This window comes from Aeoliella mucimassa (assembly GCF_007748035.1).
In the GTDB taxonomy this organism is placed as follows: domain Bacteria; phylum Planctomycetota; class Planctomycetia; order Pirellulales; family Lacipirellulaceae; genus Aeoliella; species Aeoliella mucimassa.
The window spans coordinates 2,340,240-2,357,735 of record NZ_CP036278.1; the positions used below are offsets into that span (position 1 = coordinate 2,340,240).

Consider the following 17,496-nt stretch of genomic DNA (forward strand, 5'->3'; position numbering starts at 1 on the left):
CGCGGGAGCGTGCGACTTAGCCGGAGTTTTGTTAGTTAATCGACTGCTGCGCCTTTGATAAGGCTGACAAACTCTTCGTTGGATTTATACTTACCCAACTTCGAGGTGAGCTGCTCCATCGCATCGATGTGATGCATGCTCGACAGGGTTCGTCGTAACATGGTAGCCGCGTGTAGAGTCTCAGGCGGCAAAAGCTTCTCTTCGCGACGCGTGCCCGATTGATCGAGGTCGATCGAAGGCCAGACTCGTCGATCTGCAAGCTTGCGGTCGAGAACCAGCTCCATGTTGCCGGTGCCTTTGAACTCCTGGAAGATCAGGTCGTCCATGCGGCTGCCGGTGTCGATCAGCGCCGTACCGACGATGGTCAGCGAACCACCTTCTTCGAACGCACGGGCGGTTGCGAACAGCTTTTTGGGGATGTCCATCGCTTTGATGTCGACACCACCACTCATAGTACGGCCAGTGTTGCCAACCCACTTGTTGAACGCGCGAGCCAACCGCGTGATGCTGTCCATCAGCAAGAACACGTCTTTGCCCATTTCGGCCAGTCGCTTGCAACGCTCGATCGTGAGCTGCGACAAACGCACATGGCTTTCGACATCCTGGTCGAGGCTACTGGCGAACACTTCGCCATTCACGCTGCGACGCATATCGGTGACTTCTTCCGGCCGCTCGTCGACGAGCAGCATCATCATCGACACTTCAGGATAGTTGGTCGACACAGCTTGGCTAAGCTGTTGCATCAACACGGTCTTACCGGTCCGCGGGGGAGCAACGATCAACGCACGCTGTCCTTTACCTAGCGGGGCCAGCAAGTCAATCACTCGAGTGCTCAGCGGCTCGGGACCGGTTTCCAAGCGAAACCATTCCTCGGGCGTGATCGGGGTAAGTTCGTCGAAGTTTTTCATGCCGACGTAGTCTTCGGGAGCAAGCCCGTCGACATCCAGCAATTCCTTCAATCGAGGCCCTTGGCCCTTGCGATGACGCTGGACCATGCCTTGCAGCAACAGACCCTCGCGAAGGCCATACTTCTCGATCATCGTGCCAGGCACGAATGGATCGCTGCGTTCGCGGGTGAAGTTGGTGCCAGGATCGCGGAGGAATCCGTATCCGTTCGGATGCATCTCCAATACACCAGAGCCAGGTGTCAACGGCAACGGAGTGCCATCATCGGGGAAGCTCTGATCGAGATTCTCGACCACCGCGGTCCCCCGGCGCCCTCCACCACGGTTGCGATTGCGATTATAACGTCGCCCACCGCTTCCGTTGTTGTTATTGTTGTTGCTGTTATTGTTGTTCCGTCCGCGGTAGCGGTTGCTCTTATTCCGTTTACTCATATCTCTCAAAATCCTCTAAACAAGATTGCGAGCCGTTGTGGATCGCGAGGGCACTCTCCTTAAAAAGCCCAGGCGTGGTGCACTCAAGTAGCACACCAACCGACTCTACGAGCAGTGCTAAGGTTAGCGGCACCTGCTCGCTCAACGTGTTGCTTCCAGTCCTAGCTCTCTGTACTTCGAGTACCCCAGAGCGGTGGTTTGGAAAGATTCAAATAACTCACCGGCCATCCCCCGGATGGCCCTCTGCACGGCATTTGTATTCCGCGTAGGTGATTCCCTTGATAGCCGTCGTTACCAAATTGGCTTACGTCGCAGACCTCAAAGGCTTAATCGAACCAAAGTCGCTGCCTTAGTAGCGAATGGGCCCCTTGCCTCCAAGCCTTGGGCGACGTTCATCGGTGGTGAATGGTAGCGCGTAAGAAAGCGCCGGCACCTTCACCTACCAATAGTTGTTTGTAGTTTCCTTCTATAGAGTGAAGTTCCGCCAAGCCTCGTCTGAGCGAAAGCTGGTAGTCCATCTAGCGAATCTTTCCCTCTGAGTCACAGCCGAAAGACTCTTGGGCAATCAAACTCAACATGCATTCCGAGCAGGTTGCCTCGCTTGAAAACAAATACCACCCTCGATCGACGACCATTTGCCTATTTAGCAATAGGGCAGGCTTGCCAAGTGCTCTGGGCAAAGGCCTCGCAGTGTCTGCGTGTCGGACGCCTCTGGACGCTGGGAAGATTCCGCGAAAAGGCGATTCCCTGGCGAAAAAGGCCGACCGACGAACGAAATGGCCTACAGAACCCACCCAACTCGGTGGGCAGGACGCTTAACTCACAAGCAGTATTCGTTATTGCTGGCACCCTGTCAAGCGCGAATTCCACGACTTAGCCACCATTTTCCGCCCTTTACCTACCGGTTTTCCCCAGGTTCTCGTCCAAAACTCCGACGTCGCACACCGCTGCAACCAGCAAAACCCGCAGATTTAACCAAAGCCGCTGCCGTTGCCAGGCCGATATCAACGACGGACTAGCCGATGGAACGCATACGGGGCGACGTGCACCCGTGGCTGCTCTCACGACTCCTCCCCGCAAGCCAAGGTGATTTTCCATGCTGTACAAATACCTTCCGATCATTGCCCTGCTCATGGCACCGTCGGCCCTCGTGGTTGCCCAGTCGACCAGTGCTATCACTTGGCAGAAGGACCTGGACGCCGCCCGGGCGATGGCCGAGCGTGACCAGAAGCTTCTGCTGGTTCACTTCTACAACGATAACTGCAGTCCGTGCCGGATGCTCGACGCAACGGTGTTCAACCAACCGACCGTCGCCGGAGCGGTTCATTCGCATTACGTGCCTGTGAAGCTCAACACCAACGACTTCCCAGCTACTGCTGAGCGGTTTGGCATCACTCGCGTGCCGACGGATGTGGTCATCACTCCACAAGGTCAAGTGATCAAGCGAATGATCTCGCCTGCGACACCGATGGATTACATCACGCAGACATCGAGTCTGGCTCAGGAGCATCATCGTCAGATGGCTCGCAACCTGGTTAACAAAGCCCAAGTAGCAGGAACCTCGCAGCCCGCCAGTGCGGCGATTGCTGCATTCCCAGTGCAGGGCGACAACAACTCGTTCACCAACCAACCGGTTGCTGGTGCTCCCAGCGTTACCAGCAATCCTCACGCTCTGATGGCCATGCCTGCCGCCAATCAGGTTGCTCAGCAAACTCAGCAAACTGCTGCGGCTCCTCGGATCGAGGTTACCCCGATCGACGTGCCAAACCCTTATACCACACCAGCCCAACCAGCCGCTCCGCCCCAGCCACCTGTTAGCCAGGTTGCGATGGCCGAGCCTGCTCAGGTGCCGGCCGTTCCTTCGGCTACTCCTCCAGCTGCTCCTGCACAAACTCCGGCTGCTGCACAGCCAGCTGTCGCGAGTGCTGCACCGCAGTTGCCCGCGGGTTCGCCTCCGGTTGGTTTCTTCGGCTACTGCCCTGTGACCATGAAGAACGAAGGCCGCTGGCAGAAGGGCGACGTCCAATGGGGTTGCTACCACCGCGGACGGACCTACCTGTTTGCTTCGCAAGCAGCTCGTGACCAGTTCTTCGCCAACGGAGATGCCTACGCCCCAGCACTCTCGGGCATCGACCCAGTCGCTGCGATCGACTCGGGTCGCGTCGTAGAAGGCAAGTCGTCCTACCTGCTCGAGTGCGGCGGACAACTCTACCTGTTCGAGAGCGAAGAGAACCTGGCCAAGTTCAGCTCGCAAGCCGATCGCTACGTGGCAGGCATTCGCCAGGCCATGGCTCAGGCTCCTACCGGACAAACCTTGCGGTAACGCCTGATTCGCGTTCGCGCGACAAACTCAATACCTGAAATCACCACATGGCGAGAGCAGCTGCTGCTCTCGCCATGTTGCGTTCTAGCTTGGTTCGGTTCGCGTTTAACCTTCGCCTTTAATCGTCTTCTGCAGCTGAATGACCTGGGCCCGCACTTCTTCCATACTGGGGTTCAGTCGCAGAGCTCGGCGGAATGCTTCGAGAGCCGACACCGGATTGTCGAGCAGCATGTAGCACTGCCCCATGCCAGCGGCGGAGGTAAAGTGGTAAGGGTTGATCTCGAGCGCCTGATGCGAGTCGCGAATCGCTGCGTCGTATTGTCCCAGGTGATAGTAAGCAGTACCGCGTTGGCACCATGCTTCAGCAATCCAAGGCGACTCGTGAATCAACTCAGTCGACAGGTCGATCGCCCGCTCGTAGTTCTTGGTTTGATTCAGTCGAATGATTGTCCGCAACGTGAGTCGTTGTTCGCGACTCCCCACTCGGCACCAAATGTCGCGGATGCCATTCTCGGCAATCGTACGCACACCGCGGTCGCGGTCGATCAGCGCCCGCCCCATGATGGCGTTCGAGCTGTAGTCGCCCATAAAGCCGATGGCCAAAATGGCTCCCCGGCGAGCGATGCGGTCCCCCATGGCCGAAATACGTTCTAGCGTTGCACAAGTATACCGACGAGCAACACGGTGAATGAACGTTGCAGAGTCCTGCTGGTCGAGGTACTCGTGATAATACTTGACCAGAATGGGAGCGCGTGACGACTGTGATTCCACGTTAGTTTACTCCTGCATAACCTCTTGAGTCTGTCTATCTCAATGACGCTGTCGCGGCGAATGCTTGCCAACTTGCTGGATATAATTCGCCGGTTCGCGTTGCACTGTCCGGCTTTCTGCCGACGTTGCTTCGCACTTCGACTCGCTCAGGCCGCCCGGTTGCCAGGGGGCGGTGAATCCTGTGCTGTGTCCACCGAGTTCCTGGTGGTCACTCCAAGCTGGGTGTTCCGTTCGAGTGATGAGTCATTTCCGTTACCGATAGAGGCGGAGGGAACAACTCTCTCTTGTCATCCCTACGTCCTTGGCCTCTGTTTCCGAGTGTAATCACGGTTGCAAACTGCACAAGCAAAAGTTTGCCTGCAACGAACCGATTCTGGCAAACGACTGGTTTTGCTTGCCAGTGCCGCGAGCGACAAGTTACAATTAAGTGCTACGAAAAACCGGTTTCCGTCGCTAGCGGGGGGAACCATTGTTCTCGCCTAACGCTTGGTGCCTTGCGGGGCCTTCAACCATTGCAACCGGAGCAATCCCTGCGATGCTTCAGACAACCACAAACGCACGCCTTGCTGGTATGCTTTTGGTGTTGCTCTCTGCGATGCTCGCGAGTTCTTCGCTCGCGCGAGAACCACTCGACGAAACAAGGCTCTTGGGAGCACCCGGCCCGGCCACGCAGTCGCGCAACTCGCCGATCACCGTGCAATGGCAAGACGTTCCGGTTCGCGAAGCGTTGGAGCGATTAGCACAGTCGCAACGGTTATCCGTGTGGGTCGATCGACGCATCGATCCCACGCAACGCATCACGCTGAGTGCCCGTCGCACCCCGCTCGGCGAGTTCTTTAATCTCGCTACCGAGCAGGCCGAAGCCAAGGCCATCGCGGTTGGCGGTTTCTACTACGTGGGACCTCCTTCCAGTGTTGAAGAAATTCGAACTTTGCTAGCACGCGGGTACGAACAAACCAACCAGCTGGCTTACGCGCCGCGCAATGCGATGCTTCGCCGACGATCGTTCGAGATCGCGCGACTTGCGACCCCTCGCGACCGGATCGAACAAATTGGCTCGCAAGCCAACGTGTCGATCACCGGCACCACGCAGGTGCCACACGACCTGTGGCAAGCCAACAAAATGCCATCGCTTCCGCTGGCCGAACAACTCACGTTGCTGCTCGTTGGTTTCGATCTCACCTGGCAAGCTGCCGACAATGGAAGCTCCATCGAGATCGTCCCCATCGAACTCCCAGTCACGGTGCATCATCCGTACGACAACCAACACATCGAGCAACTTGCATCGGAAGTTCGCGAGCAGCTCACCATCACTCCAGGCGACGACCGCCAACACGTGTGGGTAGCCGCCTCCGTGGAGTTGCACGAACAGCTCCTCGGCAAAGCGAACCAACCCCGCGAGCAGGCACCTCAGCAGCCGCGCGGGAGCAAGCAGGTTTACACGCTCCGTGTCGCCCAGCAGCCGGTCGGCAAAATCGTCCAGGCGCTCGCTCGGCAACTCGGCAAACAGCTCGAAGTCGACCCAGCGGTGACCGACGACATGCTCGCCAAGCGGGTGTCGTTTGAAGTCGACCAGGCCGACCTCGACGAACTGCTGACCGCCGCCTGCCAACCAGCAGGCCTGCAAGCAGAACTCGCCGGCGACACCATCCGACTCTCGGCTGCGGCTAACTGACGATTCGGCCGCTGGGATAATAGATTCCCAATTTACTCATCGATGGGAAAATTGAATCTTCGCCCAAGCTACAAAACCAGTGGTTTTCGCGCTGGAATAGATTCCCATTTCCAAAAACGCATCGAGTGGGAATCTATTTCTTGGGTGGGAATAAAACGCAAGTCGTTGATAGGTAACAGGTTGCATTAACACCTCCGCGATAGTTGCCCAAAATAGATTCCCATGCGTGGGAAAGTATTTTGGGAGGGGACGGATTGGAGATCTGGGATTGCGGATTGCGGAATGGGAATAAGCGGATGTCATCTTGAAGGAGCTTCCGGCGACCGAAAGATCTCAGCCAGCCATTTCGAACGCGCTATCAACGAGCGCCGCGTAGGGTGGGTCCAGGAGCTTCCAGCGACGCAGCCCCACCAATCGCATTACCCACACGCGCAGCAGTGAACGCCAGCGCAAGGGCCATCGCGGTCAGAGACCGCTCCTACAGCGCTTGCCTGGTGAATGGCCTAGCTAGTTTTCATGTTCACTCGGTTACATCTTTCCATCCTCCAACAACGGACTACTGACCACTAACAACGTACCAACTACACATGTCCATTAGAACACCATAGGTGGCCAATTCCCAGCGAAAACTGGAGCATTAAGAAAAATCGTTTAGCCCTCGACTTTACCCTCCGCTGGCGGAGGGTCGGGCTATCAGGCCCGGGGAGGTGGGAAGCGGAAAACGCCCCTCACTGTTTCAAATCCGACTTCGGGTAGCACCGATAGCTGCGCGCACTACGCATTGCCACTCCGCAAAAACGCACCCCGCCCAGTTGTCGGTGGGCGAAGCCCAAGAGGTCGAGAGGCGACCCCATCCGCGTTCATCCGTGGCGAGAACGAAACCTTTCCTAACGTCCTAGACCACGCACTACCGCAGATCTGTAGCCGGGGTACGTTGGCTTGCTTGGTTCTTCGAGGTCGTGACTCCCCCACCAAGCATCCAGAACACTGCTGGTGATGGATAACATGGCGGATCATCAACAAGCCGTTGCTACTGCCATGCGATCTGGAAAGGCTGTCGGTGGCACGCTAGTAGCGGCACCGGAAAAGTGGAAGTCTTGCAGTGCCACTCCGCTGTAACTTCTTGGCACTAGTGACAATTATTAGTTTGCCTCTGTGCCCGACTAGAGAGATCGAATGTCTAGGCTACGGAAGCAACTAACGGAAATTCTTAAAAATATGAGGAAATACGAAACCACATGCGCTAAGCAAGAAGGCACAAACAAGCACCACATACCACACATTGATGAGCCCTCCCAAGCAACATGACGACAGCGCAATATACACAACGACCCCGATTACGGCACCATGGAAGGCTCCTGCCAGTGCAGACAAGCACCGTGCCAACACTGTCGGACCATTGCGGTCTTTGCTCGTTGCCCACGAGTACTCCCACAAAAGGCTAGTTACGAGGATTGCAAATGGACCCCAAAAGTTCTGATATACATTTACGGCCAATCCAAAAACACAGACAACGGTTGTCAAAATTAGCAGGAACCGCACATTATATCGTAGTTTGCTCAAAACACTCTCATTCAGAGATTGGGAGCTACATGCTCAATCACCTTCCAGGTCTGGCAGTCCGATTACCCATGGGTGATTCCATTTACCGTCCTTCCAAAGATCAGACTTAGCGCCGCGTGCCACGGGCTTCGCCCGTGAGAACAACTCCGTTGGATCACCACCATTGGCAAAGTGTTCCCCGGAGCAGTACAGGCTCCCCTTACTTCAGCAGTTTACACAACAAACCATCCCGCCAGCAAACACTGGCGCAGCCCATTGGCACCCAGGACAAAACACTACTCTGGAATACCTAAAGTGCATGCAGTTCACCGACTGGCCCGTGCGTCGTCTATTCGCAAACGTTCCACGCACTCAGAAATGCCAAGCCCAGGGAATCAGCAAAGCGGCGACGCCGGCTAGTAGCAGGTTGAGCGGGGCACCCACGCGCAGGTAGTCGCCGAAGCGATAACCGCCCGGCCCGTAGACCATGAGATTGGTCTGGTAGCCAATCGGAGTCATAAAACTGGCCGAGGCGGCCAACGCAAGGGCCATGAGGAATGGCCGCGAATCGACTTCGAGCAGCGCGGCAGTTTCAAGACAGATGGGAAACAGCAAAATGGCAATCGCGTTGTTGGTAATCAGTTCGGTGAGAATCGACGCGAGCAAGTAGATGCACAACAAGGCCGCGATCGGCCCGAAGCCCCGGGTCGCCTCGACGAGACCGCTCGCCACCTGTCCGGCGACCCCCGAGTTCTCCAGCGCGATACCCACGGCAAACGCCGAGGCAATGGTAACGAGCACCTGCCATTCAATGCTGCTGCGAGCTTCGCTGGCCGAGATGCATCCGGTGAGCACCATCGCCACGGCAACCAACGCGGCCGCAATCAGGGTGTCGACGATGCCGGTGGCCATCAGCACGATCAGCAGGCAGAGTAGGATGCCGGCTATCCACGCGCGATGGCTGCGGAACGGGCGGTAATCGTCGACATCGCTTACCAGATAAAACGCTGGATCGTTGCGGTACGCCCGCGCAAAGTGGGGAGGAGTTTGTAGCAGCAGCGTATCGCCCGCCTGCAAACGAATATCGCCCAGCTTGCTTTCGATGCGGCTCCCTCCGCGATGCGCGGCCACCACCACCGCTCCGTAGGCAGCGCGAAAATCGGCCTCGCGAATCGTCCGCCCTACGAGCCGCGAACTATCAGACACTACAACTTCGGCCAGGCGTCGGTGCGACTGCTCGCGAGCGGTATCGCCCGAGAGTCCATCGGCCATCGGCACCAGCCCGGGAATCTTCTGCAGTTCCACGACGCTCGAGATGATGCCTGCAAACACCAAGCGGTCGCTCGCCTGCAACACCTCGTCGGGGCTGGCCGGCGAGAGCAAATCGCCGGTGCGTTCGATTTCGATCAAGTACAGCCCATGCAGATTACGCAGCCCTGCCGACTCGACGGTCTTGCCCAACAACTTGCTGCCAGGTTGCACGAGCATCTCGACAACATACTCGCGGCGGGAGTTGCCAAGCTGCTCGAGCAGTTCGGTGCGTTCGGGCAGCAGTCGCCGCCCGATGGTGAGCATATAGATGACTCCGACCACCGCGTACGGTAGCCCCACCGCTCCCAGTTCGAACAGCCCCATGCCTGGCAACCCATGCTGGAGCATCAAACCATGCACCACCAAGTTGGTCGAGGTACCGATGAGCGTGCAGGTGCCACCGAGGATGGCGAGGTACGAGAGCGGAATGAGCAGCTTCGAGGGACTCACCCGACGTTGGCGACACCAGTCGACCACCACCGGCATGAGCATGGCCACGATCGGCGTGTTGTTCAGAAATGCCGACGAAGGAATCACGACCGCTGCGAGTCGCTTGAGCACGCTCCGATCGTCGGACGACGACCCCAACAACCGCATGCCGACATGGTTGAGCACCCCGGTTTCACGCAGCCCCGCGGCAACAACAAACAGGAAGCCCACGGTCAGCATGCCGGTGTTCGAGAAGCCGGCGACCGCCTCTTTGGTAGTGATCACCCCCGTGAGCGCCAGGATGGCCGCGCCCATGACGAACAGCAAATCGGGCGGGGCGAGGTTACGTAGCAACGCCACGAACATCGCCAGCACAACGGCAACCGTGATCCAAGCATCCAACCCCATCGCGTCATGCCTACGAACGTGGTCCTCTAAAATCCGATAGCACGGGCAAATCGCCCCGCGCAGCCCGGTGATACCCTATGACCCAAGTCATGACGGAAACACCGAGCTAACGACTATTTTGGCAATCGGCGCGCAGGCTGACTATCCGGGATCGGCCGAAGTTAGAAGGACCCTTCGCAGCGGAGCAGGTTCGCGACTGCGGTCGCTTTCCCCCGAGGAGGGGACTGCTGGCAGGCAAACTACGCCTTGGGGGGCTTTAGAAGTCTGACCAGCGAGTCTTTGATAGTCGATTCAATTTGCCCCTTAAACATCATCGCGGCGATCGGAATGTTGCCTTTTACCGTCACATATTCGTCGTCCACGAGCCCCTCGCCGGTCACGTTCATGCCGAGGGTCTTGAACGAAAACTGCATGCGATCGCCGTCGAAGGTTTGTTCGAGGTTCTTGATCTTGTCGGAGTACTTCGCACTGATCCCCTCGAGCAGATAGCGGATCTTAGTCGAGGCTTCCTCTTTGGTCGTGTAGTGAGGCACCGAAACGTTAAACTGGGGCATTACGAAGCGTCTCCAAGCGGTCGGGCGGATGCGTCGGGGCAAAGGCCCCGCACGTCAGGGTAGGGGGGAGGCCCAAACCATTTAACATAATGGATCGGTGCGAAACCGCCCAGGCAGTTCGAGCCGCGGCGGGAAAATAGACCCCTTGAAGAGATGGCCCAAGCGCAGATAATGGGAACTTCCTGTGGCGGGCCGAAATCGCACGCGATTCGCCCACCAGCAGTGTCCCGCCCCGTTCGTCTAGTGGCCTAGGACACCGCCCTCTCACGGCGGCGACAGGGGTTCGACTCCCCTACGGGGTACTCTGTAAGCTTGTACACCTCGGGATTCACGCGATTCCCGGGGTTTTTTTATGCTTTGGCTGTCGTTGCTTCCGGTCACTTCCGCTATCTCCGGTGTGTTCCGCAACGATTCTGCAACGTTTTCCGGCTCACTGCTGGTGGCTCGCTTGAAGTCCTCATCGGTCACCTGCCAATAGTGTGCTTGTCGGCGACCTTGGTGCTGTGCCCCAGCCAGGTAGCGGCCACGTGCCCGGGATGCTCTTTGGCAAGTTCGGTGGCTCTGGTTGCCCGCATGTTCTGAAAAAGCTTCGGCCAAGCTACTAGCCCGGCTCTCTTGATGATTCGTAGCAACTGAGTTCGCAGGTTGGAATTGGAATCTCGGTAGCGGGTAATTACCGGCAGCTCGCTGGTTGGCTGAGCTTCGGGGGTAAAGTCCTCGGAATCGATCAACTCTTGCCAAGCTGCCTCAAGGTAAGGCTGCAGCTGCGGAAACAGTGGCATAATCCGCTCTTCGTGGCCATCGTGGTGGGCGGTCTTGGGGCTCCTGACGCGGATTCTCTTGCGTTTCCAATCCACATCGCCCCAAGTTAGGGCCAGATGCTCCGACGGGCAGCGCAGCCCGCCGTACCGGCTCAGGGCGATGATGAGCTTCCACTGCGTGTCGGGGCATGCTTCGAGCATGGCGTCCGCCTCTTCGCTCGTGACGAAGTAATCACGCTTGCGATTGGCGGTTACGCTTGTTGCCTTCATGTCGGCAAATGGGCTTTCGTCAATCACTCGTCGCCGAACCGCGTCGCGAAAGAATTGCTTCGCTCGTCCGCACGTTCTGCGTACCGTGTTTTCCTCCAAGCCTTTCGCGATCAAGCTTCGCCGGAAGTCGTCCGCATCGCCCGGCGTGATGCTATCTAGGTCGCGGTCAACGGAAAAGAACTCGACCAGATGCCCGCGAGCCACTTTCAAGTTGATGATTGTCCGCGGTTTCAGTTCTTCCGATCGCTTCGAAATGTAGCCATCAATGAAGGCCCCCAGTTTGGGCACCGCGGTCTGGGGCTTGGTGGCAACCCTGGGCGCACAGAGTTCGTACTTGGCCAACCGGTCCCGCAGCGAGTTATCGATTCGAGCAAGCCAGTCGGCAGTAGGTCCGTCGAGGATGCTCCCCGATCGCTTGGTAGATAGCAGGTTTTCGATGTGCCCCTTGGCGGCCTCGGCTTGCTTCTTGGTCAGTTGTCCAAGTGGAAACGTCGGCCGGTTCCGCTCCCCGATGTTCACTTGAACCGAGTAGCGGGGTTTGCCGGTCCTCTTCGACGTGGTCTTAATCAAACTAGCCATAGTGGTGCCTTTCGATTGTGCGGCATTCTCAGGCCGCGATATTCAACAGGTCTCAGGGGTCGGGTCAACCGCTTCCGTGCGATCCTGGGGCATCCTGTGGCTGCCTTTTTGGCAAAGAGCCCCGCCGCGGACGGAACCGCGACGAGGCGGAACTACTCACTTTCCGAACCACGCCAGCACACCAGCCAGTCCCGCTGCAATGCTGGTACGCTCCGGCTTAAATAGCAATTGGTCGGCTCGTTTCTCTTGAGAGTACCGAGGATCGATGTAGCTTGCTCTTGTTACTTCGTCGGACGAATGCCCCAAGCTTTCGGTCGCGTCGCCACCAGCACGATGCAACCAAGTGGCGTGAGTCTTCCGCAGCCGGTGGAACTTGGAGTCGCGGCCTGACGGTAGCCCGGCGTCCTCCAGGATTCTCCCGTATGCTTTCCATAGCGTGCTGGGGTCGCCATACATGAAAACCTTGTCGCTGCCAGGCATGGTGCGGAACAGGAGCCCCAACGCCTTACACGACTCCGGTGAGAGCTTCTTTACTAACTCCCTGCCGCCTCCCTTCCGGTGGCTTATGCGGACAAATCTTTCGTGCAGGTCGATGTCGTCGCGTGTCAGCTGGAGCAAGGCTCCGATTCGTTCCGCCGTGTCCCACGATGTGTGCAGCAACGCCGGCCAGAACACCGAGCCGGGCATTCCGTAGACTTTGCGATTCGTGCGGCGTGCTTCGTCGAACAGCTTCCGCACCTCCTGCTTGCTCCAAGCCTTCGGTGCCTTTCGTGTCCTCGATGGCGATTTACATTCAGGCTCGGGCAGGGTGGTCCTCACAACACACCAGCGAGCGAACGCAAGTATCTTGTTTAACTCGCCGCGGATGGTATCGGCAACAGCCTTTTCGTTCTGACGAGCCTCGACGTACTTGGCGAAATTGGCGTCTGTCAGACTGCCGACCATTTCGCCACCTATCAGCCGAGCCCAATGATTGAACGCCCCATTGTAGCGGCTTCGGGTGTTCGTGCGGTGTTGCTTCACCGCATGGTATAGGCATCTCGCATCGGCAATCGGCGTCAAAAGGGTGATACCAGCTTGTTGCACTTCACCTGCGCGAGCGTCGTTTTCCTGCTCTTTCTTATCGAGTAGATCGACCGCTCTGCGAGTGTTGAACAGCAAAGCGAACTCGGTCGGATTCACCTCCCTTGCGATGGCTCGCACCCGCTTGCAGTATGAGTGAGCGGTCTCGGCAGAGGAACCATTGTCGATAAGCCACTCGCCGAACTCGGCCAGGATTGCTTCGGTAACCTCGCCCATGGTAACGCTGTGCCCCGCGAACCTGTCGAGCGATGAAACCGCGACGCGATATTCCTTGGAGGTGCTGACAGCGTTACCCCAATCATCCTCCCGGGAAGGGATAAACGATTCGTTTAGGTATCGCTCGATGGTCCAGTTTGCTAGCTCCTGATTCATACCGCACCCCCTTGCTTTTCGACAGATGCAAAGTCGGAGACCATGAAGTGAAAACGGTCCCTCTCTTTCTCCAGCTTCACCGCAGCCGCCATCGCATCACCGAGCGTCACATAGTGCGGTCGGTCCTCAACCGTCATCGGAACCAAGTCGGCACCGAGTAGGTAATAGCGGTCCTCGCCGCGGTAGTCTTTGTCGTCAATCGTTTCCTCGGCGATGAACATCCCGCAGTAAAGCGCTGCTACGATCAACGCACCGCTCGGGAACCGCTCATCCATGGGGTTTACGAAATCGCCTGCCATCGGAGGCGTGAAGTCGGTCGCCAGCTCGACGGGTCTTCCCAGCATGATTGCATCACGCCAATGCAAGTCGTGAGTGTCGAAGCCTGGTTCGAGCTTGTAAACGATCGCGTTGTAGCGGTCGAAAACGTGATAGCTCCGGTGCGGCAATAGCACATCGTGAATAGTAGAGGTCCATTCGCGACAACGCCCGTGGGTGTTCTGCCACTCAGCAACGAGTAGATGCTGCTCGCCACTCTTGCCCAGCAACGCCTTGGTGATCGGGTACATAGAAAGCCCTTTCTTGGACTACCGAGAATCGGCAGGTCCAAAAAGAAAGAGCATGCGCGTACTGGCGTTGCTAGGCGGATTGGAAGCCGCCCGGGGTCCTTACGGAGTCCCCACACCAATACGCGCATGCTCTCTGATTTTCCAATAGAGTTTAGCATTCCAATTCCTCTTGTGTTGGGTGGTATCAGATGCCACCTAACGGGTTTAGCGTCCGTATGGTACGCCTTTTCGCTGAATCGTGTCAACCTGTGTTCGTGCTTTGCTCAGCGCGTACCACGGCCATCTTTGGGGCACTAGGGTCTAGCTCCCGCTCGGCGTCGCGAAAAATCTCATCAACTCCCGAGAGTTAAAAAGATTTCCTGCAAAATTGGTCGAAAAAATCCGACTCGAACCAGATAAAGAGCCGTGAAGTCGATCCGATGTGCCCCGACCGGGTTGCAGGCTGGCAGTGCCCGGTACTTTTGCTGGTTACGAATCTCTTCGCGTTCGGGGGTGTGAGTCCCGCTTTGGTCGGCTTCCATGCCACTACTCGCCGCGCTGTATCGGGCGCGTTCTGGTGAGCAACGCCTGCCCCGAGATAATGCAACCACGACCGCTTACGCAACTGCCCGGTGGGGTGTTGCTTCTCGCCTCGATTTGTTACACTAGTGGGTACTGACATTGTCTTTGTCGGCAATTTCGATTTGCCCTGTTGGGGATGCCACCCCCAGCAGGGTTTTTTTGTGCATCAGTGCGTTATTGTCCATCAAACGCATGATGCCTTCAAGACGGCATTCAACGCTCGAATAACCGTTAGCAGGTTCGAACTCACCTTTGATTCACCGGTGTTTTCCATCTAGGGTCGCGAAAGCTTGCAGTATCGCGTGCAGAGTTGGCGAAGTCGGGCGAGCGACCGCCTACGCCGAATTGACATGCGGCTTCAACATCAGAACGCTTGCTTTGTTCGCGCACCGTTGCACGCACAGATTTTGGCTTGCGTTTCTTCCGCTGTTTGGCTTTCTTGTCCAAGCCATGCGACTTGCCGCGTACGCCAACTGACTTTCCGGCGGCATCGCGGGCAGTCGACTTCATAGAAAGTTTTCCATCATGTTTATCGGTGCGTTACCCCTGCCGTTCCTTCGCCGCCTTGTCGTACATGTCACGGGCGCGAGCCGCGACCATCGCACGTTGGGATGGTGTTAGCTGCCCTTGGCAAATCTGGTACTCCGCAATGGGAGATACCGCAAAAAGCACAGCGGTATATTTCTCCACCCGGCGGCCGCTTACGCACTGTCCCGAGTGGTCGGGCTCTCGCCCTAGATTGAATTGTCAAAGATCAGGCCACCCGCTAGGCGGTAGCTGCCTCCTCAAGCTCTCCAGCGGTCGGAACGTGCCACGGGGTAGGCTTCACGACCAACCGCCGATAGGTTTCCGCTTCCGACCAGGTGGCGCGAATCTCTTCGCACAACTGGGCGATTTCCTCGGGGCTTGGGTCGGGTGTCGATTTCACTTCGAATAGTCTCCATAGGGTTCGAACAGGCCACGGGATCGACGGGGTTTCCTTACCACTGCAGTAGGCTGGCTAGCATTCGTTGCAGAATGCGTGGCACTCGCTACCCCTCGACCAGGTTGGCGCGACCTCTCCCGTTGTCGGGCAGGTAGACGTGCACCGGTGCTTTCTGGTCGCCCTTGTGCGTTTGTTCGATCTTGTCGCCGAACTTCGTGGGGTTGTTCGCCTTCAGCAGGACAATCAGTAGGGAATCGGAGTAGGCGTGTTCGTAGTAGGGCTCGCCGGTCTCGGGGTGCAGGATCGGAGCGCCATTGCGGTTGAACTTGTACCGCCGCACACCCTCCACAGCTCGCCGGCGGGCTTCCTCTTCGAGCACGTTGGCCGCTTCGGCCTGGGCCTGTTGGAATTGCTGGGCATAGTCTTCGTCATTCGAGAGCCAGCGGTAGTGCGTCGACACGTGCACGTCGGCGATCTTTGCCGCTTCACTGACGATCCCGCACTCCCGGTAGGCGGCTAGGAACTTGATTTGATTTTCGTTCATGGTACTTCACTCCTGTCGTGTCGCGTTGGTGTCGGCTTAGAAGATGCTGCCGCCCCGTGTGAATTGATTGCTCAGTGCAGCGTTTTCAACGTCTTCCGATTTGCCTTCGAGCTTCAGAATCCGCTGCTGTTGCGTTACGATTCTGCTGTTCACGGTCTCCAGTCGGTCTAGCAGAAGGTCGAGAGTTCTGTTTTGCGAGTCTTGCAGTTCGGCTTCTCTTTGTCGCAGCTCCTCGAGCTTTTGGCGTGTCCCTTCCGGGTCGAGTTCTTGAATGCGAGTTTCGAGCGATTTGACGATGTCGACCTGTGTGTTGTAGTCGGTGTCTGAGCCATACAGCAGATTGGCCTTCTCTTTCTTCAGCCGTTCTTGCAGGCCGACAATCTGGGCTTGCTGCGCTTCGACCACCGCCTGTTGCTCGTCGATCGCCTTTTGGTCGACACGAAACTCGTCGCGACGAATGCCGATTTGCTCTTGTAGGATGTCCTTCCGCCTTTGGAAGTTCTCAAGGTATCGCTCGGCACCTGTCAGCTCGCCAATGTCTCCGCGGTCTCTCGCTGCACCGATAGTCTTTTGGGTGCTGACCGTCTTCTGGATTTCGGCTTCCAACTCCGAAAGCAGTTCAGCGCGAATCTTGCTCACCTCGCCGCTGTCACCTCGCTCCTGAGCCAGGCTAAGACGTTCGCGGGTAATGCCTCGATTCGCGTTTCGCTCACTCTGCAGGATCTCGCGGTACTCAAAGAACTTATCTAGCTCGTCGTTCTGGAGTCGCAGGTCTTTGGTAGCGTCTGTGATTTCTTGCTGCCACGAATGCCAGGTGGTAGCGGCAATGCTTACTGCCGTTGTGGCACCAGCGATTGCGATTCCCCACGGTCCCGCCAGCACACCACCCGCTTGTTGAAATAGGGTCGTCATGCCGCTGATTTGCTCAACACCGCCCCGCAGCGTGGAGAACAGCCGGATCGACGGCGGAAGTGCATCGTCCATCGCCACGGCATAGAGACCGCCGGCCGATGCGAGCTTGGAGAGCCCTTCACCAAGACGGTTGGATTCTTCGCGAAGCGTCAGCAAGGAACCTTGCGACTCCGAGCTTGCGGAAGAGATTTCCTTGCTAAGCGCTTTTGTCGATTCGGTGGCTTGCTTCACTTCGTTCTTGACCGATTCAATCTCACGCTTCACAGGTCCCATGTCGGGAGCCTGCAGGTCAGCTTTGATCTGCTCCAGCTTTACTTTGACAATTACGTTGCGAATTACGTCGGCCATGATTTCGCGATCTCCTCGAATAGGTCAGCCAGAGAGTCATAGACCTCGGCGTCTTGCTGGTGGAGGCTGAGCAGCGATGAACGCATGAGCATCAAGGTCGAACGATCCAGAGCTTCGGGGTGCGGAGTTCGCAATAGTCGCTCTCGGCACTCTCGATGCACCTGGGCTCCGTTTCGCATCACGCTGGCTTGCTTCAGCAAAATTTTAATTGGATGGTCTGCCACG

14 protein-coding genes and 1 tRNA gene are annotated in these 17,496 nt (G+C 57.3%); 3 read left to right on the plus strand and 12 right to left on the minus strand.

Translation table 11 applies throughout. From position 1 onward, the window contains the following. Positions 1–35 precede the first annotated feature (35 nt). Entirely contained in the window at positions 36–1,337 is a 1,302-nt protein-coding gene (gene rho, locus Pan181_RS09425) for a transcription termination factor Rho (RefSeq protein WP_145246581.1), read from the minus strand. Positions 1,338–2,433: 1,096 nt separating this feature from the next. Here rho and Pan181_RS09430 point away from each other — a divergent pair. Beyond that, positions 2,434–3,660 (plus strand): thioredoxin family protein, encoded by a 1,227-nt coding sequence (locus tag Pan181_RS09430; protein WP_145246582.1) that lies wholly within the window; start codon positions 2,434–2,436, stop codon positions 3,658–3,660. Between the two features lie 105 nt (positions 3,661–3,765). Here the strand turns inward: Pan181_RS09430 and Pan181_RS09435 are convergent, their stop codons facing one another. Continuing rightward, the gene (locus tag Pan181_RS09435; protein WP_145246583.1) at positions 3,766–4,431 is read right to left on the minus strand and encodes a tetratricopeptide repeat protein; all 666 of its coding nucleotides are present in this window, start codon (positions 4,429–4,431) and stop codon (positions 3,766–3,768) included. Between the two features lie 535 nt (positions 4,432–4,966). On the opposite strand from Pan181_RS09435, the gene Pan181_RS09440 reads away from it, so the two are divergent. Further along, on the plus strand, positions 4,967–6,106 hold the full coding sequence (locus Pan181_RS09440; protein ID WP_145246584.1) for a hypothetical protein: 1,140 nt from the start codon (positions 4,967–4,969) through the stop codon (positions 6,104–6,106). A 1,914-nt stretch (positions 6,107–8,020) separates the two neighbouring features. Here Pan181_RS09440 and Pan181_RS09445 read toward each other — a convergent pair. Next, entirely contained in the window at positions 8,021–9,796 is a 1,776-nt protein-coding gene (locus tag Pan181_RS09445) for an SLC13 family permease (protein WP_145246585.1), read from the minus strand. Between the two features lie 239 nt (positions 9,797–10,035). Continuing rightward, the gene (locus Pan181_RS09450) at positions 10,036–10,350 is read right to left on the minus strand and encodes a polyhydroxyalkanoic acid system family protein (RefSeq protein ID WP_145246586.1); all 315 of its coding nucleotides are present in this window, start codon (positions 10,348–10,350) and stop codon (positions 10,036–10,038) included. 229 nt (positions 10,351–10,579) lie between these two features. Here Pan181_RS09450 and Pan181_RS09455 point away from each other — a divergent pair. Next, positions 10,580–10,652, plus strand: a tRNA-Glu gene (locus Pan181_RS09455). A 162-nt stretch (positions 10,653–10,814) separates the two neighbouring features. Here Pan181_RS09455 and Pan181_RS09460 read toward each other — a convergent pair. The 8 genes from Pan181_RS09460 to Pan181_RS26020 all read right to left on the minus strand — a co-directional run bounded on the left by Pan181_RS09460 (position 10,815) and on the right by Pan181_RS26020 (position 17,495). Further along, the gene (locus tag Pan181_RS09460) at positions 10,815–11,960 is read right to left on the minus strand and encodes a tyrosine-type recombinase/integrase (protein WP_145246587.1); all 1,146 of its coding nucleotides are present in this window, start codon (positions 11,958–11,960) and stop codon (positions 10,815–10,817) included. 156 nt (positions 11,961–12,116) lie between these two features. Continuing rightward, positions 12,117–13,415 (minus strand): tyrosine-type recombinase/integrase, encoded by a 1,299-nt coding sequence (locus tag Pan181_RS09465; RefSeq protein ID WP_145246588.1) that lies wholly within the window; start codon positions 13,413–13,415, stop codon positions 12,117–12,119. Next, complete coding sequence (locus tag Pan181_RS09470; RefSeq protein ID WP_145246589.1) at positions 13,412–13,981, minus strand: hypothetical protein; 570 nt, start codon at positions 13,979–13,981, stop codon at positions 13,412–13,414. Before Pan181_RS09470 ends, Pan181_RS09465 begins: the two co-directional genes overlap by 4 nt. An 807-nt stretch (positions 13,982–14,788) precedes the next feature. After that, positions 14,789–15,052, minus strand: a complete 264-nt coding sequence (locus Pan181_RS09475; protein WP_145246590.1) for a hypothetical protein — start codon at positions 15,050–15,052, stop codon at positions 14,789–14,791. A 256-nt stretch (positions 15,053–15,308) separates the two neighbouring features. Then, the gene (locus Pan181_RS26015; protein ID WP_197529093.1) at positions 15,309–15,470 is read right to left on the minus strand and encodes a hypothetical protein; all 162 of its coding nucleotides are present in this window, start codon (positions 15,468–15,470) and stop codon (positions 15,309–15,311) included. A gap of 103 nt (positions 15,471–15,573) precedes the next feature. Next, positions 15,574–16,011, minus strand: a complete 438-nt coding sequence (locus tag Pan181_RS09480; RefSeq protein ID WP_145246591.1) for a hypothetical protein — start codon at positions 16,009–16,011, stop codon at positions 15,574–15,576. Positions 16,012–16,047: 36 nt separating this feature from the next. Continuing rightward, entirely contained in the window at positions 16,048–17,271 is a 1,224-nt protein-coding gene (locus tag Pan181_RS09485) for a coiled-coil domain-containing protein (RefSeq protein WP_145246592.1), read from the minus strand. Further along, positions 17,259–17,495, minus strand: coding sequence for a hypothetical protein (locus tag Pan181_RS26020; protein WP_197529094.1), 237 nt, complete (start codon positions 17,493–17,495; stop codon positions 17,259–17,261). Before Pan181_RS26020 ends, Pan181_RS09485 begins: the two co-directional genes overlap by 13 nt. Between the last annotated feature and the right edge of the window lies 1 nt (position 17,496).

Coding starts and splice junctions, on each gene's coding strand:
- Pan181_RS09450 (WP_145246586.1), bottom strand. CDS start 10,350: ATGCCCCAGTTTAACGTTTCGGTGCCTCACTACACGACCAAAGAGGAA.
- Pan181_RS09440 (WP_145246584.1), top strand. CDS start 4,967: ATGCTTCAGACAACCACAAACGCACGCCTTGCTGGTATGCTTTTGGTG.
- Pan181_RS09470 (WP_145246589.1), bottom strand. CDS start 13,981: ATGTACCCGATCACCAAGGCGTTGCTGGGCAAGAGTGGCGAGCAGCAT.
- Pan181_RS09485 (WP_145246592.1), bottom strand. CDS start 17,271: ATGGCCGACGTAATTCGCAACGTAATTGTCAAAGTAAAGCTGGAGCAG.
- rho (WP_145246581.1), bottom strand. CDS start 1,337: ATGAGTAAACGGAATAAGAGCAACCGCTACCGCGGACGGAACAACAAT.
- Pan181_RS09475 (WP_145246590.1), bottom strand. CDS start 15,052: ATGAAGTCGACTGCCCGCGATGCCGCCGGAAAGTCAGTTGGCGTACGC.
- Pan181_RS09480 (WP_145246591.1), bottom strand. CDS start 16,011: ATGAACGAAAATCAAATCAAGTTCCTAGCCGCCTACCGGGAGTGCGGG.
- Pan181_RS09445 (WP_145246585.1), bottom strand. CDS start 9,796: ATGGGGTTGGATGCTTGGATCACGGTTGCCGTTGTGCTGGCGATGTTC.
- Pan181_RS09430 (WP_145246582.1), top strand. CDS start 2,434: ATGCTGTACAAATACCTTCCGATCATTGCCCTGCTCATGGCACCGTCG.
- Pan181_RS09460 (WP_145246587.1), bottom strand. CDS start 11,960: ATGGCTAGTTTGATTAAGACCACGTCGAAGAGGACCGGCAAACCCCGC.
- Pan181_RS09465 (WP_145246588.1), bottom strand. CDS start 13,415: ATGAATCAGGAGCTAGCAAACTGGACCATCGAGCGATACCTAAACGAA.